The sequence below is a fragment of the Geomobilimonas luticola genome (genome assembly GCF_018476905.1).
GTDB lineage: Bacteria > Desulfobacterota > Desulfuromonadia > Geobacterales > Geobacteraceae > Geomobilimonas > Geomobilimonas luticola.
The window spans coordinates 911988-934766 of record NZ_JAHCVK010000001.1 but is presented as its reverse complement, the minus strand read 5'-3'; the positions used below and the strand labels follow the sequence as shown (position 1 = coordinate 934766).

Annotated in this window: 19 protein-coding genes; 6 read left to right on the top strand and 13 right to left on the bottom strand. The window is 60.6% G+C overall.

The features are described from left to right. Nucleotides 1-5 precede the first annotated feature (5 nt). The 12 genes from KI810_RS04400 to murI form a co-directional block, all read right to left on the bottom strand. Nucleotides 6-3203, bottom strand: a complete 3198-nt coding sequence (locus KI810_RS04400) for a CxxxxCH/CxxCH domain c-type cytochrome (protein WP_214174240.1) — start codon at nt 3201-3203, stop codon at nt 6-8. A 70-nt stretch (nt 3204-3273) separates the two neighbouring features. Beyond that, nucleotides 3274-5979 (bottom strand): Ig-like domain-containing protein, encoded by a 2706-nt coding sequence (locus KI810_RS04395; protein ID WP_214174239.1) that lies wholly within the window; start codon nt 5977-5979, stop codon nt 3274-3276. Between the two features lie 319 nt (nt 5980-6298). Further along, nucleotides 6299-7153: a cytochrome c3 family protein gene (locus KI810_RS04390; protein ID WP_214174238.1), complete on the bottom strand. Its 855-nt coding sequence runs from the start codon at nt 7151-7153 to the stop codon at nt 6299-6301. A 318-nt stretch (nt 7154-7471) separates the two neighbouring features. Beyond that, a complete protein-coding gene (locus tag KI810_RS04385; RefSeq protein ID WP_214174237.1) occupies nt 7472-8842 on the bottom strand; it encodes a sigma-54-dependent transcriptional regulator in 1371 nt (456 codons plus the stop codon). Next, a complete protein-coding gene (locus KI810_RS04380) occupies nt 8839-10365 on the bottom strand; it encodes an ATP-binding protein (protein ID WP_214174236.1) in 1527 nt (508 codons plus the stop codon). The genes KI810_RS04385 and KI810_RS04380 overlap by 4 nt, the downstream gene beginning before the upstream one ends. Nucleotides 10366-10410: 45 nt before the next feature. After that, a complete protein-coding gene (locus tag KI810_RS04375; protein WP_214174235.1) occupies nt 10411-10953 on the bottom strand; it encodes a type II secretion system protein in 543 nt (180 codons plus the stop codon). A 1-nt stretch (nt 10954) separates the two neighbouring features. Beyond that, nucleotides 10955-11893, bottom strand: coding sequence for a transketolase family protein (locus tag KI810_RS04370; RefSeq protein WP_214174234.1), 939 nt, complete (start codon nt 11891-11893; stop codon nt 10955-10957). A gap of 68 nt (nt 11894-11961) precedes the next feature. Next, complete coding sequence (locus tag KI810_RS04365; RefSeq protein WP_425513890.1) at nt 11962-12792, bottom strand: transketolase; 831 nt, start codon at nt 12790-12792, stop codon at nt 11962-11964. 41 nt (nt 12793-12833) lie between these two features. Continuing rightward, the gene (locus tag KI810_RS04360) at nt 12834-13325 is read right to left on the bottom strand and encodes a RomY N-terminal domain-containing regulatory protein (protein WP_214174233.1); all 492 of its coding nucleotides are present in this window, start codon (nt 13323-13325) and stop codon (nt 12834-12836) included. A 185-nt stretch (nt 13326-13510) separates the two neighbouring features. Beyond that, nucleotides 13511-15925: a homocysteine S-methyltransferase family protein gene (locus KI810_RS04355; protein ID WP_214174232.1), complete on the bottom strand. Its 2415-nt coding sequence runs from the start codon at nt 15923-15925 to the stop codon at nt 13511-13513. 56 nt (nt 15926-15981) lie between these two features. Then, a complete protein-coding gene (locus KI810_RS04350) occupies nt 15982-16572 on the bottom strand; it encodes a GerMN domain-containing protein (protein WP_246525144.1) in 591 nt (196 codons plus the stop codon). Then, a complete protein-coding gene (murI, locus tag KI810_RS04345; protein WP_214174231.1) occupies nt 16556-17392 on the bottom strand; it encodes a glutamate racemase in 837 nt (278 codons plus the stop codon). Before murI ends, KI810_RS04350 begins: the two co-directional genes overlap by 17 nt. Nucleotides 17393-17595: 203 nt before the next feature. Here murI and KI810_RS04340 point away from each other — a divergent pair, with 203 nt between their 5' ends. From KI810_RS04340 to KI810_RS04320, 5 genes are all read left to right on the top strand, one after another. Next, nucleotides 17596-17937: a hypothetical protein gene (locus tag KI810_RS04340; protein WP_214174230.1), complete on the top strand. Its 342-nt coding sequence runs from the start codon at nt 17596-17598 to the stop codon at nt 17935-17937. Nucleotides 17938-17941: 4 nt separating this feature from the next. Then, entirely contained in the window at nt 17942-18934 is a 993-nt protein-coding gene (locus KI810_RS04335; RefSeq protein ID WP_214174229.1) for a 2-hydroxyacyl-CoA dehydratase family protein, read from the top strand. Nucleotides 18935-18985: 51 nt separating this feature from the next. After that, complete coding sequence (locus KI810_RS04330) at nt 18986-19750, top strand: acyl-CoA dehydratase activase (protein ID WP_214174228.1); 765 nt, start codon at nt 18986-18988, stop codon at nt 19748-19750. A 122-nt stretch (nt 19751-19872) separates the two neighbouring features. Further along, nucleotides 19873-20157: a cytochrome C gene (locus KI810_RS04325; RefSeq protein ID WP_214174227.1), complete on the top strand. Its 285-nt coding sequence runs from the start codon at nt 19873-19875 to the stop codon at nt 20155-20157. Nucleotides 20158-20314: 157 nt separating this feature from the next. Continuing rightward, complete coding sequence (locus tag KI810_RS04320) at nt 20315-20896, top strand: putative metallopeptidase (RefSeq protein ID WP_214174226.1); 582 nt, start codon at nt 20315-20317, stop codon at nt 20894-20896. Nucleotides 20897-20900: 4 nt separating this feature from the next. Here KI810_RS04320 and KI810_RS04315 read toward each other — a convergent pair whose 3' ends face one another. Continuing rightward, nucleotides 20901-21080, bottom strand: a complete 180-nt coding sequence (locus KI810_RS04315; RefSeq protein ID WP_214174225.1) for a hypothetical protein — start codon at nt 21078-21080, stop codon at nt 20901-20903. A 315-nt stretch (nt 21081-21395) separates the two neighbouring features. Between KI810_RS04315 and KI810_RS04310 the strand changes: the two genes are divergently transcribed. Beyond that, entirely contained in the window at nt 21396-22697 is a 1302-nt protein-coding gene (locus KI810_RS04310) for an NCS2 family permease (protein WP_214174224.1), read from the top strand. The last annotated feature ends 82 nt before the right edge of the window (nt 22698-22779 follow it).

Below are 22779 nucleotides of genomic sequence, written 5' to 3'. Positions count from 1 at the left end.
GCAGGTTACGGAGCCCAATTCGGTGTGGGCTTGAAGTGGCAGCTCACGTTGGAGCAGCTGCCGGCCGTGTTGCCCGTCGTGCCTGTGCCATTCAGCGGACCGCTGTACTGGGCGCGGCCAAGAGGTGTACCGTTGTTGAACTTGTAGGCATCATCCACGTCGATGGTGATGTCCCGCTGGACCGGGGTGTACGGTGCCGGCACCGTTATGATGTGGGTTGTGGGGGCCATGGACCCGTTAGCATGACAGACCGTACAGTTGGCCCACCCTTCGGACGGCCGGGCGTCCTTCTTGATGTGGCCGGCCCGGGCATGGACACCGCCGCCGTAGTTGTAATCCTCTGCCCTGGCGCTGGTGTAATTACCCTGGATGCGCAGACCGGCAAGCTCCGTGCTCGGAACCGGCGGATAACCATGGCACTGGTCACAGGCCTTCGGCTTGAACGCGTAGGTATCCTTGTGGGCGTGGCACCCGAGGCAGTTGGTGGTCGGGTGATTGGTCCCCTCGTTGACCCCGTTCCGGTAATGGGTCGTCAAGGTGTGGCAGACCTGGCAGAGCCCCTTGTAGGGCGGGGTCAGCTGGACAAAGTTGCTGCCGTTGTAGTTGATGGTAGTGGATGAAAGGGTACCGAACTTGATCTTCGCCCTGACCATCCTGCTGAAGGTCGTGCCGTGGACGTCGTGACAGACCTTGCAGTCCATGGTCGGATTCGATTCCTGGGAAGCGTTCTTGCCGGTGACATGGGTCGGCACCTGCTTCTCCGCCGGAGCGTTCGCGTTGTGACAGTTTATGCAGAGGTTGTTGTCATTTGCCGCGGTGAGACGCTTGGGATCTGCCAACGCAACCGATGAGATATGTGCCTTGTTGGCATCATGGCAGCTCTGGCAGGTGTTGCTCGCCGGATACTGGCCGTGACCACCGGCGGTAAAGACGGCACCGTCTTTGAACGGAGCAGCCGCTCCGCCGATGACCGAGAGGGTCGCACCCGAGTGGCAGCTCTGGCAGGTGACGCGACCGGTGTTCCAGATATAGGTGCCTGCCGTCGGATGGCAGGGGGTACAGGCGGTGGCGTTATAGTCAATGGTGCCACTCACATGCGGTGCGGAGGTTTCATTGACGTAGGTATCGTGGCAGTTCTGGCAGTTTACCGGCAGTGCCGACCCGTTGAAATTGGGCCCATAGGTTGCCGTAAGGTGAGCGGCATGGCCGTTGGTGGCAAGTGCGTTGGTTGCGTGGCAGGAGCCGCACTGACCGGAAGCAGGGGTGGTCCAGACCGGATTGGAGTAAACAGCAGCCACACCGGTCGTGCTCGCGGCACCGCCGTTGCTGTGACAGTAAACGGTGGAACAGCTGGAACCGCTCAGGACCCTGGCGCCGACGGTACCGGAGAAGAGAACGTCCTTGACGACGTTGACGTGGGTTCCGCCCGACTGGCGCGCAGCATCCAGCAGGGTCGTGTTGCCGCTCACCGTCGCGGCATGGCACTGGGCACAACCATACGACATGTTCCCGGCCGTACCGGCAACGTGTTTCGTGTGGGCGTTGGTGGCGGGGACTGCCGCATGGCAGGATCCGCAGCGGGCAGCACCACCAAGCGCAATGATGTCATCCTTCCCGCCCGCCCATTTCGGGGCAGTGCCGGGATAGGCGATGCCGACGCCTGCCGGGTTGCCGTTACTGTGGCAGTAGGTGGTTGTACAGGTACCGGTTGACGCCGTGTTGTAGGTCGGGTTGGCAGCACCGCCACCGGCGGCGATGATGCCGGTCTTGGTGATGAACACCTGCTGGAACTGGCCGTTGTTGTGGCTGTTCCCCTTGTGGCACTCGACGCAGCCGAAGTTGTAGCCGGTACCGCCGGCGGCGTGGGCACCGTGGGGAGTCTGGGACTCATCCTTGAATACGCCGGAAGTCGTATAATCCCTCGGTCCATCGACCGCGTAACCGCTCGGCCCCTTGGCGACATTCAGGGTCGGAGGATAACCGTGGCAGGAAGTACAGTTGGCCGAGAACCCCTGGGAGTGGCTGTGGCACTTGAGACATTCACTGGCATTCTCGTAGGCATGGTCGGCAACAGTATTGGGGAGTGGCGAGTGGCAGCCAAGACAGACGCCGCCCCCCGTGGATTTGTTGAAATTTTTCTTGGCGGCCGAGGTGTACTGGTACAGCACCCGGACGTTTCTCACCGCCCCGTACTGGGTGGAGACGTTCATGTACCGGTTGATGAGATAGACATTCTTGAGCCCGTTCGGATCCCCCAGGGGATCGTAATCGACGTGGCCGCCGTGGCAGTCGGCGCACTGGATGTTCTGGTTCTTCGCCCCGTTGTGGTTACGCATGGAGGCCAGGGGATTGGCGGGGTTGTCGGCCGATTTGTGGCAGTTGACGCAGATATTGCTGTCGGTGACCGTTTTGCCCTTCAGATTGGTCCGCAGCAGGAGCCCCGTCGACGAGGAGAGCCGTCCCATGACCGCGCTGGAATTGTTGTCGAAGGTGCTGGCATTGGAGTCGGCAAAGTGGGGAGCATGGCAGGTCGAGCAGAGCACCTTGCCGTTGATGAGCTTCATCTGTGCGGTCGGGTTGGCGGCATTGGCTACCGGCTGACTGTAATAGTTGTTCGGCTTGGTCGCAGGTCCACGGCTCGCGTCGTTGTAGGCAAAGTTGACCGGGTGCGTTCCCTGGGTGGATGTCGTCTGGTTGCGGCTCTTGTGGCAGTCCATGCACATCTGGTCCTCGTCGTTTCTCATCCTGAGAAGCGGCTTGGAGCGCTTGGGATTGGTCCCGGTGTAATCGGCATACCCGACGTGGATCGAGTGGCAACGGGCGCATGTCACGGTCTTCGTGATGGAAGACGGCGTATTCATGGCCAATGTTGCCGGCGGGGTCGCCGCGGCGGCGGGGAGAGTGTCGGGAGCATTCCAGTTGTGGGAGGTCTGCCGCCCCTTGGTGGAAGACGTGTAACTCCCCAGCGACACGGTCCCGAAGGGATTCGCCTGGTCCATCGGTCTGAAGTTGTGCGTGGTGGTCGAGGGAGACGCATGGCAGGCGAGACAGATGTTGACCGTGTTATTGAGCCCCAGGGTCCGGTGGGTGACGTGACAGACCGTACAGTTATAATTGTGCGGTGCGTCTATGGCCAGTGCCGCGGTCGTCGTCAGCAGAACAAGCGCCACGGCCCCCAGAGTGTATGCAAATCGTCTTTTCATGGTTGCGCTCCCGAAAAGCTTTATGAAATTAAACGTTGTACTCAGCATCCTGCGTCACCTGTGCTACCGCTTACGGCAGGTCCCAGCTCTTCAGGCCCACCGCTTTTCTCAGTATGAGCAGCGCATCGACCAGGTCGATGGTTCCGTTAGGATTGGGCTTGCCGTTGACCAGCGGGCCGATGTCGCCATGGGCAAGCTGTGCGGCTGTCGGCGTTCCGTTATTGACCACAAGCCGGATGGACGTAAGGGCATCGGCCATGGTGACCGTCCCGTTGCCGTCCACGTCGCCGTCCGGGAACTGGTAGGTCAGTCCCAGGGCAGTGCTGTTGCCGGCGGCGTCGTATGCGAAGATCCTGAGGGCGGCGGGATCATAGGTGGCGGTACCGAGGTCGACACTCCACGCAGCATCGCTGATTGCGGCAGTGGCAAGAACAACCTCCCCCTCTTTAACCTGCACGGTCGCATCCGGTTCGACCGTGCCGCTCAACCTGGCAGGCTGGTAGGCACTGCTCTTGTTGACGGTCAGTTTCGGCGGAGTCTTGTCGTAGGTAATGGTCCTGGTCGTTGTTGTCGAGTTGCCCGCCGCATCGGTCGCGATGACCTGGACCGGGTACGTCCCTTCCGCCGTGAAATCCACGTTGAACGAATAGGTACCAGCCACGGCAACAAGCGGGGTTATGACACCGTTCACCGAGCTGGACAGGGCAACCTCGCTGGAATCGCTGACGGTACCGGCAAGGACGACGTTGGGCTTCTTGGTAGTAAGGTCCTGCGACGGCGACGTGATTGCCAGTACGGGGTTTGCCGCGTCAAGCGTCACGGTTCGCTTCAGGGTCGACGTATTGCCGTACAGGTCCACTGCCGTGATGGTGATGGTGTTCTGTCCGGCCAGCAGTTCGAGATTGGCGGTCCAGTTGTTGCTGCCGTCCACCTTGGCGGCCTTGCCGGCGACGGTCACGGTCGCGGCCTTGTCCACGCTGCCGCTGACGGTGAGTGTCGTCGCGTTGGTCATGGCGTTGTCGGCGGGGGACGCGACGATGATGACCGGCGTCGCCGCATCGAAGTAGATCGTCCTGGTGTCGGAACTCGTGTTGCCGAGCAGGTCGCTGGCGGCGACGTTCACCGTGTTGGCGCCCGTGACAAGGGTCACCGACGTGCTGAAGGTGCCGTTGGTCACGACGACCGGCTGGCCGTTAACGGTGACACTGTCCAGGTTCGCGTCGCTCACTGTGCCGCTTATGTTCTGGGTCTGTGTGCTGGTATAGCTGCCGGTGGGAAGGGCGGAAACCGCAAGTACCGGTGCGACCGCGTCGAGCGTCACGCTGGTGCTGATAACGGCAGGGCTGCTACCCGGCTTCTGGGCGGTAACCGTGATATTGTTCACCCCGGCAGCCAGGGTTGCCGTGTAGCTCCAGGCAGTACCGGCAATTGTGGCAGCTTCAGTCGTGCCGGTGGTGGTGTTGCTGACCGTTACGGTCGCATCCGCCTCGACCGAACCCGACATGGTCAGACTTGCGTCCCTGACAAGAGTAGGCAGCCCTGCGTTCAAGGTCAGCGAGGGTGCGGGAAGGGTATAGACGACCGTTGCCGTCTGGCTGGCCGTATTTCCTGCCCCGTCGGTAGCGGTAACGGTAATGACGTTGCTGCCGGGAAGAAGCCCGGTGATGTCGCATGTCCAGGTCGTTGCGGAGGTGTAGGCAACCGCGGAGGCCACGGCGGTGCTGCCGGTCGCGACGGCAACGGTGCTGCTGGCCTCGACGGTGCCGCTGATAGTTATGTTCGACGTGCTGACGTTGGCAGCCACCGGATCGATGGCAAGGACAGGCGGGGTGGTCTTGGCAGGATTGGTTCCGCCATCTATGCCGAACATGGTCAGATAACCGTAACCATTGGTGACGATAAGGCGTTTGTTGAGCGGATCGTAGGCGACATCCCCGGGTACGACCAGCTGGCCGTTAGCGGTGCCAAAGGAACTGATGAAGGCGAGAAACGTCCCTGCCCCCGCCGGGTCGATCACCTGTACGGTGCTCTGGAAGGTATCGACCACGTACATCCTGCTCGCAGTGCCGGTTGCGTCATACTCAAACGAAATCCCCTGGGGTGAGCTGAACTGCAGGGCATTGGCCCCCAGCTTGCCGATGCTTTTCTCCGCAACATGGGTCGATGCATTGAAAAACTGCACCCGCCCGTTGAGTGTATCGGTCACGACGATCTGGTTGGCCTTTTTTTCGTAGGCGATGGCGGTAGGCATGGTGAACTGCCCGACAGCAGTCCCGGTGGAGCCAATAGCCTTGACATACTGCCCGTCACCCGTGAACACCTTGACATTATCATCGAGACTGTCCACGACATATATGTAGCCATTTCCGTCGATGGCAATGCCGTTTGCCTTCTTGAACTGTCCGGCACCCGAACCGAGCCGTCCCAGCTCTGCGCCGTTCTGGTCCAGGACCACCACGTAACTCCCCTGGGTCACCACCAGGTTCCCCTGGTCGTTCAGCGCGACACCGAGGGGCGGCAGCGGGGTCGGAATGCTCTTCATCAGTCGGCCATAGGTGTTGAATTTCGACACACCACCGGCACGGGGATCGGTCACATAGTAATTCCCCTGCTGATCCAGCACAATCCTGACCGGTGAACTGACGTTTCGCGTGACAGGACTCAACACGGTTACAACAGGCACCGTGGCGGCAGAAGACGTGCTGGTCAGCGATATAACCAGAACAGCCGGCATGATGACAGCGATTACGAGCATGGTGTACAATCTGGTTAGCATGTGAATGCCTCCGGATACTAATAAAAACAGATGGTTAATTACTATGTCGAATAAATAAAGAGTCCCGCGGTAACACTAACAATGCAATATAGGTGCCTTCAGCAGGCACTAAAAACGGGGGAGTGATGAAATTTTTCAATTGCCGATAATTATTCACCTATCTGCTTTACAACAGAGATTGCCGCCCACAGTATATTGCTAAGAAATAAAAACCGGTACGCTAAATAACGCATAAAAATATAGGGATCGTCAGTCGCCATTACTCAGGCCCCTGCTCGATCCCCATACTAACTATCCCTTCCTTATTCCCAGCGCACGCCTATTTGTTATGACAGGCAAAACAGAGCGCGCTTCCTTCGTTGGACATGACGAGGAACGGCCTGAGCTTCGGGTCACCCTCCGTCAAACCAGGCGTTCCCATCCGGTCCGCCTGGTAGGCAACGTGGGGATCGTGACAACTGGAACATTCCAACCGTCTCTCAGGGCCAAAAAAACGGATCGCATAACCGCTTTTGGAACCTACGTCCGCAAGACTGTTAAGCTTGGCCGGCTTGTCTCCCTGGGCATCAGTATACGAGAACGAAATGGGATGGTCATCCATGAGGTTGCCGCCGTAATAGTCGTCGCTGGAGGTCTTGCCGATGTTCGGACTGTAGCTGCCAATGAACCCGAGCGTTCCCATGGATATACCAATCCCGACGCCAATCCCCTCCGTACCATTGGCCGGCACATTCGGGTCGTTATAGGCAAACCCGTCAAGACTGACAACTTTGTCCGTCCCGACTGACTGGGCAGCGGGGTTCCTCGAATTGTGCAGCACGTTGATGGCGGTTCGACCGTCATGGCAGCTCAGACAGAGGAGCGACTCCGGTCCCGGAGCGGTGACCGCACTGGCGGCGGGTGACAGGGTCGAGGATGACGTGTACATGTTGAACGCCTGGGAGGGCATGACCTTGTTCCAGAGGGGAACCGCTGGACGGGCATTATGGGGGGTATGGCAGAAGATGCATATCTGGGTCTCCGTATCGCTTTTTATATAGCGATTAAGGCCACCAGGGTTGGTGCTGGACATGTTGTGCACCGTATAGGCGACTTTTCCCGCTGCGGCCAGGACGGTCGAAGCCATCACCAGCGATACGCCAACCGCTGCCATCATTCCGACTATCTTGTTCATGTAATCCACACCTCTTTCAGGCTTTCCACAGCTTCGATCGCATGCAGGCAGCTGCCCAGAATCCCATTACGCTTCATAATCGCGAAATAGCACGTACGCTACGGCGAAATAGCCAACAACGGGCACATTCGGGACCGTATGACCTTGCAACCAATTTCCCCGAAGCAGCCTTATTTCAGAATGTTACAAGGTGCGCTCCCTGCCGGCCACATCTACGCACGGCAGTAAAAGTGCAACAACGGTGCCATAATCATTAATATGGATAAACCCTGGTCAAAGTCTGTCGATCTGCCTGCTGGGATTGCGCGTACTCGCCGCTTACTTGAGATACCCGAATTTTTTCATCCGGTACCTGAAGGCGTCGATACCGAGACTCAGTTTTTTTGCCGCCTTGGACTGGTTCCAGTCGGATATCTCCAGCGCCTGGCGGATCAGCTCCTTCTCGACCTCCTCGATGTCGACCCCTTCGGATGGAAGCTTGAAGGTCGCCACGGGGGCCACGGATGAGGAGGCCCGGGCCACGATCTCCAGGGGGAGATGCTCCAGCAGCAGCGTTTCCTCGCTCCCCAGGATCAGGGCACGCTCGATGACGTTCTTCAGTTCGCGGATATTGCCGGGCCAGTGGTATTCCACCAGGAGCTTCTCCGCCATGTTGGATATGCTCCTGACATGCTTGTTGAATTCCTTGCAGTAGTGCTCGATGAAATACTTTGCGAGGAGGAGGATGTCGTCTTTCCTCTCCCTCAGGGGGGGGAGGAAAATGGGGATTACCTGGAGCCGGTAATAGAGGTCATTGCGGAATGATTTATCGTCGATTGCCTTGAGCAGGTCCTTGTTGGTTGCGGAGACGATCCGGACATCGACGCTCATCACCTTGGAACCGCCGATCCGGCGGAAGGTACGGTCTTCCAGGAAGCGGAGGAGCTTGGCCTGCATCCCCATCTCCATGTCGCCGATTTCGTCGAGAAACACGGTACCGCCGTCGGCCAGTTCGAAGAGTCCTTTTTTGGTCGCCTTGGCGTCGGTAAAGGCCCCTTTTTCGTGACCGAACAGTTCGCTTTCCAGCAAGGTGGCAGGGACGGCGGCGCAGTTGATGGCAACAAACGGCTTCTCCGCGCGGCTCGACTCGTAGTGTATCCACTTGGCGACCAGTTCCTTGCCGGTCCCCGATTCTCCCTGGATCAGGACGGTTGTGGCATCGCTCTTGGCCACCTTGTCCATCATCTCCAGGACATTTTTCATATGCTTGCTGGTGCCTATTATCTGGGGAGGGCCGATCTTCTTCTGCTCGCTCCGCAGCCGGGCGACCTCGCGGCGCAGGTCGGACGTCTCCAGCGCCTTCTTGATGACGATCGCCATCTCGTCCAGATTGAATGGCTTGTTAATGTAGTCATAGGCGCCGAGGCGCATGGCGTTGACCGCCGTTTCCAGCCCCCCGTGGGCGGTGACCATGATGACGATGATTTCCTCGTCGATCTCCTTGATCCGCTCCAGGACCTCCAGACCGTTGATCCCCGGCAACTGGATATCGAGGAGCACCAGATCCGGCTGGTCCTCCCGCACCAGTCTCAGGGCATCTTCCCCGTTACCCGCGGAAGTCACCTCGTATCCCTGCTTCTTCAGGTTTTGTTCGAGCGACCAGCGGATCAGATGCTCGTCGTCAACAACCAGAATTTTCGTTTTTTTCACAGGTGCTCCTTTTCTACCGGAATGGGGTCGGTCGGTCGATCATGGTCAGGGTCGCCCGGCAACTGATCGGCGGGAAGGGAAACGGTGAAAACGGTTCCCCGCCCGTCCTCGCTGGTAACGGCAATGGTTCCCTGATGCTGCGTGACAAGCTTGTGGCAGATGGCCAGACCAAGCCCGGTTCCCTGGGCCTTGGTGGTGAAAAACGGTGTGAAAATCTTCCCCAGAATCAGGGGGGGGATTCCCTGGCCGGTATCGGCAATACTGACCCGCACCCACCGCTTGCCATCCTGTTCAGCCAGCTGACTTGTTATGGTCAGCAGGCCGCCGGCCGGCATGGCCTGGACGGCATTGAGGATCAGGTTCAGCAGCACCTGCTGGATCTGCTTGCCGTCCACATATACCGGCGGCAGGTCTTCCTGCAGCTCCAGTCTTTTCTCGATGCTCTTTACGCCCCGATGCTGGGATGCAAACATGAGTGTCTTCTTCAGCAGGGCGTTCAGATCGGCGTAGGTCGGTTCCGGCGGTGTCGGCTTGCCAAAGAAGAGCAGATCGTTGACCGTCTTGTCCAGCCGCTTCACCTGTTCAAGCACTTCGTTGACGATTTCCGTCCGTGGGTCCGTGGGGGTGAAATCGTCCTTGATGATCGTGATGGCCGCCGCGATGCCGGTCAGAGGGTTCTTGATCTCGTGGGCTATGCCGGCGGCCATCTCCCCCACCGACGCCAGCCGGTCGGCACGCTCCATCTGCTGGAAGTGCAACTGTTCGAGCTCGCGCTTGGCATTGTCCAGTCGCTCCACCATGGAGTCGAAACTGGCCATGAGCCGCCCCACTTCGTCCTTCCCGAACGGCTGCATCCTGACCGACAGGTCCCCCTGCTCCACCAGGGCCATCTTTTCCGTGAGGCGGGTGAGTGGTTTCTTGACGAACTTGAACATGACCAGCGAGATGGTGATCGCAAGAAAACAGACGATCGCCACCGTGGAGAGGATGAACAGTCTGGTCGCCTCCCACATCCGCCTCCTCGTCTCCTGAAGCGAATAGTTGACGTCCAGGATGCCGATTATCCGGCTTTTATTGCCATGGCAGATGTGGCACGGCTCGTCGTTGTAAATCGGCTTCTGCATGACGAGCACTTCCCCCCGCCCGTCTTGCGTAAATACACCCTCGTTCTTTCCCTGCAGAAAAAGCTGGTAATCCGCAGGGTTGAGCAACCCCCCCACTTCTCCCGGTATGGAGGATTTGAGTATCGTTCCGTGGGGATGAAATATCCGCACCCCGGCAAGCTTCGTGTTCTGCCCGACCATTTCCAGGATGGCCCGCGTATCCTCCGTGTTGCCGATCCGCATGGAGCTGTAGATGCTTCGCTCGATGGTATTGAGAAGGAGTTCGGTGCTTTCCCGTGCGGCATTGATGAGCTGGGTCTGTTCCCGCTTGAGATTAAGGTAGGTATAGATGCTGATACCGAAGGCCAGAAGGCTTATGGTAAGGATGATGACCCTGGTTGTCAGACTTTTGAAGACCAACCTGCCTCCATTGAATAGTTGTCCCCGGCAGGACGGCAGCCGTGCTTACTTACTCTTCTGTCCCGGTGTCATCACCGTCGTCGCACCCGACGTCGTCGCCGTCGTCGCACCCGGTACCGTCTGGCGGTAGACGAACTGCCAGTCGCTGTACTTGGTCTTTCCCTCGAAATCGGTGAAGGGTTCGGGGAACCCCCCCTGCTTGAGGGGAGTCTGCTCACTGGAGCTTGCCACCCCGATGATCCCCTTCGCCGGGTCCTTCACGATAACCCAGTCCTCGCCGGTAATCGGGTCCTTGTAGAGGCGGCGCAGGTAGCGTATTTTCTGCAGGGAATAGGGGTTTTGCAGCAGATCCTTGAGATCGACGATCGGATGGGGTGGCGGTCCTCCCCGCTTGAACGACGTATGCCATTGTTCGATGGCGTTCCGGATCTGACCACCGCGAAACAGGAGCTCAGCCTCCCGCTCCCGCTTCATGACCGTCGTCCAGACCTGTCCCGCAGCCCCGAGCATGATGCCGATGATCAGCACCATCATCAGCACCACTATGTAGGTAAAGCCCCGGTTCGATCCGACAGGACTGGTTCCCATGCTATTTCCTCGACAGCATCTCCCGGCCCGCCTCCACCAGATGCTCCGCGGTGAGGCCAAAGTACTTCAAAAGCTCTTCCGCCTTGCCGGAGGTCCCGAACCGGTCGTTGACCCCTATCCGTTTGAGCGGCACCGGGCACTGCTCAGCCAGCACTTCTGCCACCGCGCTCCCCAGTCCGCCGACGATGGAATGCTCCTCTGCCGTCACGATGGCGCCCGTTTCCCGGGCAGCCTTGACGATGAGCTCCTGGTCCAGCGGCTTGATGGTGCCGATATGCACGACCCGTGCGCTGACCCCTTCCTTTTTCAACTGCTCCGCGGCGGCAACCGCCTGGGCGGTCATAAGCCCGGTAGTGACGAAAGTCAGGTCGGTGCCGGCCACCAGTTCGGTCCCCTTGCCGATTTCAAACCGGTAATCTGCCGGGAACACGGTCGGCACCTTGTTCCGCCCGAGGCGGACGTAGACCGGCCCCTTGTAGGCAGCCACGGCGCGAATGGCCGCCCTGGTCTCCACACCATCAGCCGGCACGATGACGGTCATGTTGGGAACCGCCCGCATGATCGCCACATCCTCCACCGACTGGTGCGAACCGCCGTCCTCGCCGACCGTGACGCCACCATGGGTAGCAACGATCTTCACGTTGGCCTTGGGATAGGCGACGGACTGGCGTACCTGTTCCCAGGCCCTGCCCACCGCGAAGATGGCAAAGGTGGAGACGAAGGGGACCCTGCCCATGGCCGCCAGCCCGGCAGCCGTGCCGACCATGTTGGCCTCGGCAATCCCCATGTTGAAAAAGCGCTCGGGGAATTTCTTTGCAAACACCCCGGTCTTGGTGGAGCCTGACAGGTCGGCATCCAGCACCACGATCCGGGGGTCCTCCCCCCCCAGCTCCGCCAGTGTTTCCCCGTACGCATCACGCGTCGCGATCATTGAACTCATATGTCAAATTCCTTTCAATAGGTCGTATAAGTCCCCTAGGCCTCATGAGGCCTAGGGTCAACTCACCCTTACAGGTTGCACTGCTCCCCCAGGCACTCCAGCGCCCTGGGCAGCTCCTCGTCGCTCGGAGTAACCCCGTGGTAGGCAGCCTTGTTCTCAAAGAAGGAAACCCCTTTCCCCTTGACGGTGCGGGCCACGATGACCGTCGGCCCTCCCTTGAGGGTTTCCGCCTGGTCGAGGGCGGCAAGGATGGCCGCCATGTCGTGGCCGTCGATCTCCAGGGTCTGCCAGCCGAAGGCGCGGAATTTGTCGGCGATGGGGTTCACATTCATCACCTTCGTCACGTCACCGTCGATCTGCAGGCCATTGGCGTCCACCATGGCGCAGAGGTTGTCCGTCTTGTAGTGGGCGGCCGCCATGGCCGCTTCCCATACCTGCCCCTCCTGCAGCTCGCCGTCGCCGAGCAGGGCGTAGACGCGGTTGTCCCGCTGGTCGAGCCGGAGGCCCAGAGCCATGCCGACCGCCATGGAAAGCCCCTGGCCGAGGGAGCCGGTACAGACTTCGACGCCGGGAGTTCCCTTGCTGTCGGGATGCCCCTGCAGATGACTGCCGAGACGGCGCAGCATCATCAGGTCTTCCCTGGGGAAATATCCCGCCTCCGCAAGGGCCACGTACTGGGCCGGAGCCGCATGCCCCTTGCAGAGCACAAACCGGTCACGCCCCTCCCAGGACGGGTCCGCCGGATTGTGGCGCATTTTATGGAAATAGAGGGCGGTCACCATGTCGATGGCAGACAGGGAGCCGCCGGTATGTCCCGATTGTGACGCATGGAGGGTCTTGACGATGGCAACGCGGAGTTGCCGGGCCTTTTCTTCCAGATGGGTAACCAGTTCGTTCACCAGTATGTGTCCTTTCCAGCAGCGGAGTTATGGTTCTGCACCTACTTGTCGTCGCCGGCAACCAGGTAGTCGAGAATGATTTCATCAAGGCTCTGCTTGGGGCGTGAAGCCTCGGGTGAAGCTTTCTGGGGGGAGGCGGAAGGGGGAGACGGGGACGCCGCCGGTTTTGCTGCGGGGGAGGAAGGCTGTACGGGCTGGGGTGCTGCCGGCTGTGCGGAGGAAGGCGCCGGCCGAGGAGCGGGAGCTGCCGGCGGGTGAGATGCCGCTGCTCCGCCAAAGGCGCGGGCGTCAAATTCGCCCCCCTTGAGGCGGCGCAGCATGTCCTTGTGCTGCTCTTTCATCAGCTCTTCGACGACCTGCTCCAGGTTGTTCACCTTGAGGATGTCGGCATAGCTGGTCTTTTTCGAGGAGATTATGGTCCCTCCCCGGTAGAGGAGGGTGATGATGTGGGGGTTGTTGACGCCGCTGTCCTCGGTCTGGATATGGAAGACATCTCCCTTGTACATCACGTTGTGATTGAATCCCACTACCATGGCCGCTTCCTGTCCGTCAAATGGCGTAATTTAATGCAAACTACCACATAAATCAAATAGTTGCAACAAGTAAAAAATCCAGGTTCGGGCAACGGCAAGGGTGAAAGATTTCAGGTATCTCGGCGATTATCCGTTTCCCCCCGAATGATATCCTTGGGGGACAGGGGACGAATCCCGGTCTCCTTTCACTTGCCGAGAAGCTGCCTGATCCGCGCCACCGCCTCCATGGCGTCCCTGGCATACAGGTCGGCACCGATCCGGTCGGCGTAATCCTGGGTGACCACCGCCCCCCCCACCATGGTGAAGGTCCTGATTCCCGCCTCCTTGAGGCGGGCGATGACGTTTTCCATCTCGGCCATGGTGGTGGTCATGAGTGCCGACAGCCCCACCGCGTCGACCCCCTGCTCCCGCGCCGCGGCGATGATCTTCTCCGCCGGCACGTTCTTCCCCAGGTCGACCACCTGGAAACCGTGGTTCTCCAGAAGGGTGCAGACGATATTCTTGCCGATGTCGTGGATGTCACCCTCCACCGTGGCCATCAGGATCTTCCCGAGGCTTGCGAACGCCTCCCCCTTCATCTCCTGCTTCAGCCGGCCGAAGGCGGTCTGCATGGTTTCCGCAGCCAGCATCACCTGGGGGAGAAAGAAGATGTTCTTCTCGAAGCGCCGCCCCACTTCTTCCAAGCCGGGGAGGAGCGCCTCGTTGCTGATCTGCAGGGGGGTCACCCCTTCAGCGAACGCCTGCTCCACGAGGCCGATGATGGTCTCCCGCTCACCGTCGATGACGGCACGGGAAATGCGCGATCGGATATCCCGGGGTGCGTCGGCAGCCGGAATATCTGCGGAGGCCGCCACCGCCCCCTTGTAGGCATCGATGTAGGCAGCGGCATTGGGGTCACGGTTGAGGAGCACCATGGCGGAGCGCCAGGCGTCGAGCATCGCCTGTTCCTTGGGGTTGACGATCGCCGCATCGAGGCCGGCCGCCATGGCCATGGCGAAAAAGGAAGAGGATATGACCGGACGACAGGGGAGCCCGAAGGAGATGTTGCTCACCCCGAGGACCGTGTTCACCCCCAGGCGTTCCTTCACCAGCCTGATGGCTGCCAGGGTTTCCATGGCCCGCTTCTGCTCGGCGCTCACCGTCAGGGTCAGGCAGTCCATGATAATGTTGTCCCGGGATATGCCCAGTTCCCCGGCAGCCGTCACGATCTTTTCGGCCACCCGGCAGCGGGCATCGGCGGTATCCGGAATCCCCGTCTCGTCCAGGGTCAGGCCGATCACCGCGGCGCCGTATTTCTTGACGAGGGGGAGTACCCGCGCCAGGCTCTTCGCTTCGCCGTTGACCGAGTTCACCAGCACCTTGCCATCCGCCGCCTTGAGTCCCCGCTCCAGGGCTTCCGGACTTGATGAGTCGAGCACCAGCGGGACTGATACCGCCCCGGTGACGCAGAATACCGCCCGTTCCATGGCTGCCGGTTCGTCGATGCCGGGGGTGCCGACGTTCACGTCCAGCAGGTGAGCGCCCGCCGCCACCTGTTCCATCGCCTCGCGACGGATATAGGCCACCTTGCCGTCCCGCAGTTCGGCGGCGAACCCCTTCTTGCCGGTGGGGTTGATCCGTTCGCCGATGATGGTCACCGGATTATTCCCCCCCATGGCAACGTAACCGCTCCGGCTGGAGAGGAAGGTCGTTCCGGCAGGGGGGCCCGCGGGGCAAAGCACCTGCTCCCGCCCCGACAGTGCCTCTTTTATGGCCCTGATATGGGCGGGGGTGGTGCCGCAGCAGCCGCCGATGATCCGCACCCCCAGCGCCAGCATCCTGTCGTGGTAGGCGGTCATCTCCTCGGGGGTGCCGGGGAAAACCGTCTTGCCGTCCTTGAGCACCGGCAGACCGGCATTGGCCTGGGAAATGAGGGGCAGGCGGGTGACCCGGCGCATGGCGGCAAGAATGTCATAAATGCCATCCACCCCAAGACCGCAGTTCGAACCGACGATGTCCGCGCCGACCGCCTCCAGGGTGATGGCCGCCGCCTCGGGAGGTGTGCCGAGCACGCTCCGCCCCTTGTCGTCGAAGGTGAGCATGGCGATGACCGGGATGGTGGGAGATATCTCCCGGATGGCGATCACCGCAGCCCGGATCTCCTTGATGTCGAGAAAGGTCTCCAGGGTGACGAGATCGGCGCCGGCCCCGATGAGCGCCGCTGCCTGTTCCCGGAACAGATCCGCCATGGCATTGAAGGAAAGATCCCCCACCGGCTCCACGAACCGGCCGGTCGGGCCGATGGATGCGGCGACATAGGCCTGGTCCCCCGCCACCTGCCGGGCGATCTCCACGGCACGGGCGTTGACTTCCACGAGCCGGTCCTGCAGCCCGTAGTGGGCAAGCTTTTCCCGGGTTCCACCGAAGGTGTTGGTGACGAGGATGTCGGCGCCCGCCGCCAGGTAATCCTGATGGACCGACGCCACCACGTCGGGCAGGGTGAGGTTGAGTTCCTCCGGGGACTGGCCAGGTTTGAGACCCCGCTCCTGGAGCATGGTTCCCATGGCACCGTCCAGCACCAGCACCCGCTCGCGTATGGCCTGCAGAAAAGGCTGCTTCATGGAGAGATATCCTTTGCCGTAGTAGTTTGTGGAAGGGGAAGAAATCGGCCGTACGTTCATCTGGCCGGAGGAGGGACGTTCCTTTGTTCCAGGGAGAAGTCGGGCGCCAGCGGCCGGCTCAAGTCCAGATGCCCAAAGGTGCTGACCGGCTCTCCTTCCACGCGGAAGCCGACCCGGTGTATCTGGGGAAAGTTGACCGCGACGGTATCGACGATCGAATAGATGGCCGTCATCTCCGCAGAACTGCCGGCGGGCAGGCCATCGACGAACTCCCGCCCCAGGTCGACCATCGCGAGATCGCCGGTCACCTCGACCCCCAGCACTGACGTGGCGGGAGGGAGAATCGGTTCCAGTTCACCGAGGGGGCCGCTGGCCAGTTCCTCGATGAGTCCACCGATACATTCCTCCGGCCCGTCACAGGCATCCACTTCGCGCCCCTCGCGCACGAGACCTGTTCCGTCGGGTGCGGCGAAGAACAGGGTCACGAGAACCGTTCCCCCTGCCTGGGTCTGGGGAGGAGCAGGAGGAGGGGTCCGGCGCTGTTCGTACCTCTGCAGCATGAGCGCACCGAACACCGCGGCCGAGATAACGAAGGCAAAGCCAAGAATGGTCATCCCCCGCCGGGGGTGCCTAGGACGTTTCACCATCTACCTCCCCCACATCTTCCTCATCCAGATTGACCTGGTAGACATCCCCCAGCTTGCCGCCGAGGAAACGGTTGCCGACCCTGATGAAGCCGGCGGGAACGTCGGTAACGAAGTAGTGATGGTTTCCCCGCTCCGCCTCGGGACGGAGCATCTCCTGCCGACCCAGTATTTCCGCCACGGTATGGGCAGTCTCCTCGGCCGAGTCGACCAGTTTCACGTCATCACCCATAACGTCGGCAATTATTCCCTTGAGCAGTGGGTAATGGGTGCAGCCGAGCACCAGGGTGTCGACCCCCTCCTCCCGAAGCCCCTCCAGGTAGGCGTGCGCCGTCAGCCTGGCTATCTCGTTGTCGACCCACCCCTCCTCGGCCAGCGGGACGAACAGGGGACAGGCACGGGTAACTACCTGGATCTCCGGATTGATCCGCTTGATCGCCTTGGAATAGGCACTGCTCTTGATGGTCCCGGCAGTGCCGATGACACCGACCTTGCCGGTCCGGGTCACCGCTGCTGCCCGACGCGCCCCCGGCTCGATGACGCCGACGATGGGAAGGTCGAAGCTCTCCTTGAGCGCATCGAGGGAGACGGCCGATGCCGTGTTGCACGCCACCACCAGCAGTTTTATGTCCCGCTGGACGAGAAACGCCGTGATCTGTCGAGCATAGCGGGTGACTGTCTCGGGGGACTTGGTGCCGTAGGGAACCCTTGCCGTATCGCCAAGATATATGGTATCTTCCTGGGGAAGCGTCCTGACTATCTCCTTCAACACCGTCAGGCCACCGACCCCGGAATCGAATATGCCGATCGCTTTCCAGGTCAAAACACGCTCCAAGCCGTCAAAATTCCGCAGGTTTTTACACCCTGCGCACAAGCAGTATATAGTAGTTTGCCGGCCGTGGAGTTGTCAAGGCATTTGCACGTGGCCGGAAAGCCGTTAATCCAGCTTTGAATTTTTCGAAAAATCTGCTATTGAACTATGTGTAGTTGAAGCGAAAAGCCGCCGGATTCCCGAGTGGAGGGGCCATGGACAAGCAGGAGATGCTGGACAAGACCCGGGAGACCCTGTCCCCCTTTGAAACCGAGCATATTGTCGAGTTCCTCAAGAACATGAGCATGAAATCGGTCATGGAGAACCCCTGGCTCCTCGGGTTTCTGATAATCATCTTCTTCTTCGCGGTGGTCAAGCGCTCCAAAGCGGTCCTCGTCTCCCTCTTCGCCTTCATCTCCATCATGTTCCTCATCCGTTACACCCTCATGGGAGAAACGGGGAACGAACTGACTCTCCAGTCCACCCTCCCCTTCACCTTCGGAGCCCTCGCCATCGGGGCGACACTGATCTATTTCGTCTTCATCAAATCGGAATAAGTCATTGAATCGAACAGGCTTCACCACTACCATCCCGCTGGAAATCCTCGTTGCCGCCCACCGCACCCCGGTCGATCTGAACAATATTTTCATCACCAGCGACCGGAGCCACCGGATGATGGAAGAGGCGGAACTCGCCGGCTTCCCGCGCAACGTCTGCGGCTGGATCAAGGGGATCTACGGGGCGGTGGTGGAGAGCGGCATCCGGGAGATGGTGGCGGTCACCGAAGGGGACTGCAGCTACACCAGGGCGCTCATGGAGGTGCTCTCCCTGGAGGGGGTGGCCGTCGTCCCCTTCGCCTACCCCCATGACCGGGACGGAACTACGCTCCGGAACGAGATCGAAAAACTCATGAAACATTTCGGGGTGACGTGGCCGGATGTCGTTGCCGCCAAGGAACGGCTTGACCGGATCCGGCACAAGGTGCGGGAGATCGACCGGCTCACCTGGGAGGAGAACCGGGTCACCGGCGGAGAGAACCACTATTTCCAGGTCTGCACCTCGGACATGAACGGCGATCCCGACACGTTCGAAGCGGAAGTGGACGCGTTCCTGCTCGCAGCGGCCTCCCGCGAGCCGCAGAGGGAGCGGCTGCGCCTCGCCTACATCGGGGTTCCCCCCATCTTCGAAGATATTTACCCGTTCCTTGAAAAACATGGCGCCCGGGTGGTCCTCAACGAAACCCAGCGCCAGTTCGCCATGCCCTACGGGATCACCGACCTGGTCGAACAGTACCGGGCCTACACGTACCCCTACGACATCTTCCACCGGCTGGCCGACATCCTCCTGGAGATCGAGAGGCGCAGGGTCGATGCGGTGGTCCACTATGTCCAGTCCTTCTGTTTCCGCCAAATCGAGGACATGATCATCCGGAAAAAGCTGACCGTGCCGGTGCTCACCCTGGAGGGGGACAAGCCGTCACCCCTCGACGCCCGGACCAGGATCCGTATCGAGGGTTTTCTGGAAATGCTGGAAGATCGAGGGACTAGGGACTAGGGACTAGGGACTGGGGACCAGTGACCGGGACATACGAGAGAAGGAACGTTGATGAAGATCGGGATTGACCTGGGGAGCAGGAAGGCGAAGTTTGCGGTGCTGGAAGAAGACAGGGTAATCCGTCTGGCGGATTACGACACCATCACCTTCTACAAACGGTTTGGACGTCTGGAAGGGGAGGAGCTTACCCTTGACCTGGCCGGCACCGGCCTGTTCGACGCTGAAGAACTGGACGCGGCCATTATCCGGGTGACCGGCTACGGTCGCAATTCCCTGGGGCTCAAGGGTGCGAAGGTCATTTCCGAGATCCGTGCCCACGTGGCCGGCGCCGTCCTGCAGACCGGCCGGCGCGACTTCACCATGCTCGACATGGGGGGGCAGGACACCAAGGTGGCCCAGGTGCAGAGTGGACGGCTTACCGACTTCGTCATGAACGACAAGTGCGCCGCCTCCAGCGGCAGGTACCTGGAAAACATGGCCGCGGTGCTGGAGGTGAGCCTGGAAGAGCTCTCCTCCCATTGGGAAGAACCGGTGAAGCTCGACGCCACCTGCGGCATCTTCGGCGAATCGGAACTGATCGGCCAGATCCTGCGGGGACACCCGGTGTCACGGCTCTGCGCCGGCGTGAATATGACGCTGGTGCGGCGGGTGCTGCCGCTCCTGCACAGGTTCCCCTCGCCAACCATCGTGCTCACCGGCGGGGTGGCACTGAACGGGGCTCTGGGCAAGCTCCTGGAGCAGGAGACCGGCCGGGAGGTCGTCGTCCCGCCCCATCCCCAGCACAACGGCGCCATCGGCTGCGCTGCAATGGAGTGAATACAATCAATTGACGCAAAGGCGCAAAGGCGCCAAGACAGGAACGCTCGCGAAAACGGATTCTTCGTATCGTTACCGAACGTTTTCCGCAGACCGTATGCACGTTAACAGGAGAGAATTGTATGGCCATCGGGAAAAAAGACTGGATATTCATCGCCATCGTCGGCGCGGTGCTGCTCATCTTCATCGCCATCTCGGGGGAGGAAAAGACCAAGAAAGTCCCCCTTGACGACAAACACCGCCCCTCCTACGAGATTTTCCAAAAGACAGGCAGCAAGATGGAGGCGGACAAGGGGTGCCCCGCCTGTCATTACGAGCCGGGAGGGGTGCCGTTTCCGGAAAAGCACCCGGTCAAGCCGAAGGATGGGCCCATGCGCTGCCTCTTCTGTCACAAGCTGCAAAAGTAATGCGGCTTTTCCGCAATCTCTGCGTTGATCTTCGGGATTCCTTGTGCGGCGTAGCGCTGCTACGCCTCCGCGTCATCCCTCAATCGCCTTGACCTTGCGAAAAATCCACATTACAGTGCGGCAACAACTCATCACCCCGACCTACACAATCGTCACTATGAGCACACTGAACCTGACGGCAGAACTGGAACGGCTGATCAAGGATATCACTGACCGGGTTCCGGAACTGGGGCACATCGACCCCCAGCGACTGCTCCTCTGCGTCACCAGCACCCGCGGAGGCGGGGTGCATGGCACCTACGCCAAGATCCACCCTCTGCGCTTCGCCGGAGGGGCCACCAGCCGGACCATCAGGCGACGCCGGCGCACCTTCACCTGCACCATGCCGGCCGTCACCTTCCAGGGGCGGGAGATGCTCTACCTCATCTACTTCCTCGTCCCCCGCTTCCTCGATCTCCCCTTGCGGGAGAAGCTCATCACCGTCTTCCACGAACTCTACCACATCGCGCCCGAATGCAACGGCGACCTCCGCCGCTTCCCCGGCCGCAACTACGCCCACGGCCGTTCCACCAAGGCGTACAACGCCCGCATGGCCGAACTGGTCGATGTCTATCTGGCACAACCGGAGGCAAAGGACCTGGCCAGTTTCCTCGACGGCGACATGGATACTCTCCGGGCGCGCCACGACAAGGTCCTTGCCCGGAAATACCCGGTGCCGAAGCTGCTGGTTTCCGCCTGACCGTCTATCCCCGCTTCAGCAACTCTTCGGCAGTGGGAATATCTTCCTCGGCAACCATTATCTCCAGGGGGCCGATCCCCGGCTCCCCGCTCCGGCGCAGGAAGTATTCCACTCCCCCCTTCCGCAGCACCCTCTCCACCCGGACCTGTTCCCCCTCATCCTTGGGATCATAGAATCGCACCATGGTGTTTCTCCTTTCCGCACATTGATACGTTGCCAACCTCTAAGAGGGGGCGGGGGTTCTCGTGGAGAAAAGAGTCCCGCAGAAAAACGCCTCTCGGAATCGAAGCGAAAGCATCTGAAACAGCAGTCTGTCTGCCAGAAAGCGGGCCAGTGACGCTTGGCTCTTTTCGGAGGGAGAGCCCCCGCCCCCTTTAGCATCATATTCCCCCTGAAAAGTATAGCAAAGCGGAACGGTCATGCTATCCTCCATCTTGACTGCCGCCCCATTTTCCCCTACAACGGATAGAGCACGACACCTGACCGCAACGGAGAAGCCATGCACCGCTATTTCGACTTCGCCCGCCACGAAACGAGCTACCGCCAGGAAACCATCGCGGGGATAACCACCTTCCTCACCATGGCCTACATCATCATCGTCAACCCGGCGATCCTTGAGGCGGCAGGCATCCCCAAGGGGCCGTCCATGACCGCCACCATCATCTCCGCCGCCTTCGGCACGCTGGTGATGGGGGTCTACGCCAAGCGCCCCTTCGCCATCGCCCCCTACATGAGCGAAAACGCCTTCATCGCCTATACCGTGGTGAAAGTCCTCGGCTACTCCTGGCAGACGGCGCTGGGGGCCATCTTCATCGCCGGAGCCCTCTTCACGGTCCTTACGGTATTCAAAGTCCGGAGCTGGCTGGCCGACGCCATCCCCTCCTGCCTGAAGTTTAGCTTCTCCGTCGGAATCGGCCTCTTCCTCACCTTCATCGGCCTGAACGAAACGGGAATCGTCGCCCTCGGGGTGGCCGGCGCACCGGTCTGCCTCGGCAAGGTGAACACCGCACCGGTCCTCCTCTCCATCCTGGGATTCGCGGTCATCGCCTGGCTCATGGTGAAGCGGATTCATGGCGCCATCGTCATCGGCATCCTCACGGCAACGGTCCTCTCCTTCATCCTCGGCATCACCCCGCTCCCCCGGGAACTGGTCAGCCTCCCCCCCGACCCGACCCCCATCTTCATGCAGCTGGACATAAGGGGTGCGCTCTCCCCCCAGGCCCTGCCGGTGGTGCTCATCATCTTCGTCATGGCCTTCGTCGATACGGTGGGAACCCTCATCGGCCTCTCGTCGCGGGCTGGACTCCTGGATGAAAACGGCAACCTCCCGGAGATCGAAAAACCGATGCTGGCCGACGCCCTTGCCAACATGGTGGCGCCGGTCCTCGGCACCACGACCACCGGCGCCTACATCGAATCGGCGGCCGGCATCGAGGAAGGGGGCCGGACCGGCTTCACTTCCCTGGTGGTGGCCGGGCTGTTCCTTCTCTCCCTCTTCTTCGCCCCGCTCTTCACCGCCGTCCCCCCCCACGCCTACGGGACTGCCCTCATCATCATCGGCGTCTTCATGATCAGCCCCATCACCAGGATCGACTTCAGCGACTACACCGAGCTGATCCCCGCCTTCCTCACCATCGTCCTGATCAGCTTCACCTACAACATCGGTGTCGGCATGACCGCCGGGCTCCTCTCCTACCCGCTCCTCAAGACCCTCACCGGCAGGGGGAAAGAGGTGCGGGCCGGCATGTGGGTTCTGGCCGCCCTGTCACTGTCGTTCTACATCTTCTATCCCTACAAATAGACAAAAAAAGGGGTGCGCCGGCATTGCCGCGCACCCCTTTAACTGATGCTCCATAATCAGTGAGGGGAGAGCGCCCCGTTGC

Coding starts and splice junctions, on each gene's coding strand:
- KI810_RS04400 (WP_214174240.1), bottom strand. CDS start 3,203: ATGAAAAGACGATTTGCATACACTCTGGGGGCCGTGGCGCTTGTTCTG.
- KI810_RS04395 (WP_214174239.1), bottom strand. CDS start 5,979: ATGCTAACCAGATTGTACACCATGCTCGTAATCGCTGTCATCATGCCG.
- KI810_RS04390 (WP_214174238.1), bottom strand. CDS start 7,153: ATGAACAAGATAGTCGGAATGATGGCAGCGGTTGGCGTATCGCTGGTG.
- KI810_RS04375 (WP_214174235.1), bottom strand. CDS start 10,953: ATGGGAACCAGTCCTGTCGGATCGAACCGGGGCTTTACCTACATAGTG.
- KI810_RS04370 (WP_214174234.1), bottom strand. CDS start 11,893: ATGAGTTCAATGATCGCGACGCGTGATGCGTACGGGGAAACACTGGCG.
- KI810_RS04360 (WP_214174233.1), bottom strand. CDS start 13,325: ATGGTAGTGGGATTCAATCACAACGTGATGTACAAGGGAGATGTCTTC.
- KI810_RS04355 (WP_214174232.1), bottom strand. CDS start 15,925: ATGAAGCAGCCTTTTCTGCAGGCCATACGCGAGCGGGTGCTGGTGCTG.
- KI810_RS04350 (WP_246525144.1), bottom strand. CDS start 16,572: ATGGTGAAACGTCCTAGGCACCCCCGGCGGGGGATGACCATTCTTGGC.
- KI810_RS04340 (WP_214174230.1), top strand. CDS start 17,596: ATGGACAAGCAGGAGATGCTGGACAAGACCCGGGAGACCCTGTCCCCC.
- KI810_RS04330 (WP_214174228.1), top strand. CDS start 18,986: ATGAAGATCGGGATTGACCTGGGGAGCAGGAAGGCGAAGTTTGCGGTG.
- KI810_RS04325 (WP_214174227.1), top strand. CDS start 19,873: ATGGCCATCGGGAAAAAAGACTGGATATTCATCGCCATCGTCGGCGCG.
- KI810_RS04320 (WP_214174226.1), top strand. CDS start 20,315: ATGAGCACACTGAACCTGACGGCAGAACTGGAACGGCTGATCAAGGAT.
- KI810_RS04315 (WP_214174225.1), bottom strand. CDS start 21,080: ATGGTGCGATTCTATGATCCCAAGGATGAGGGGGAACAGGTCCGGGTG.
- KI810_RS04310 (WP_214174224.1), top strand. CDS start 21,396: ATGCACCGCTATTTCGACTTCGCCCGCCACGAAACGAGCTACCGCCAG.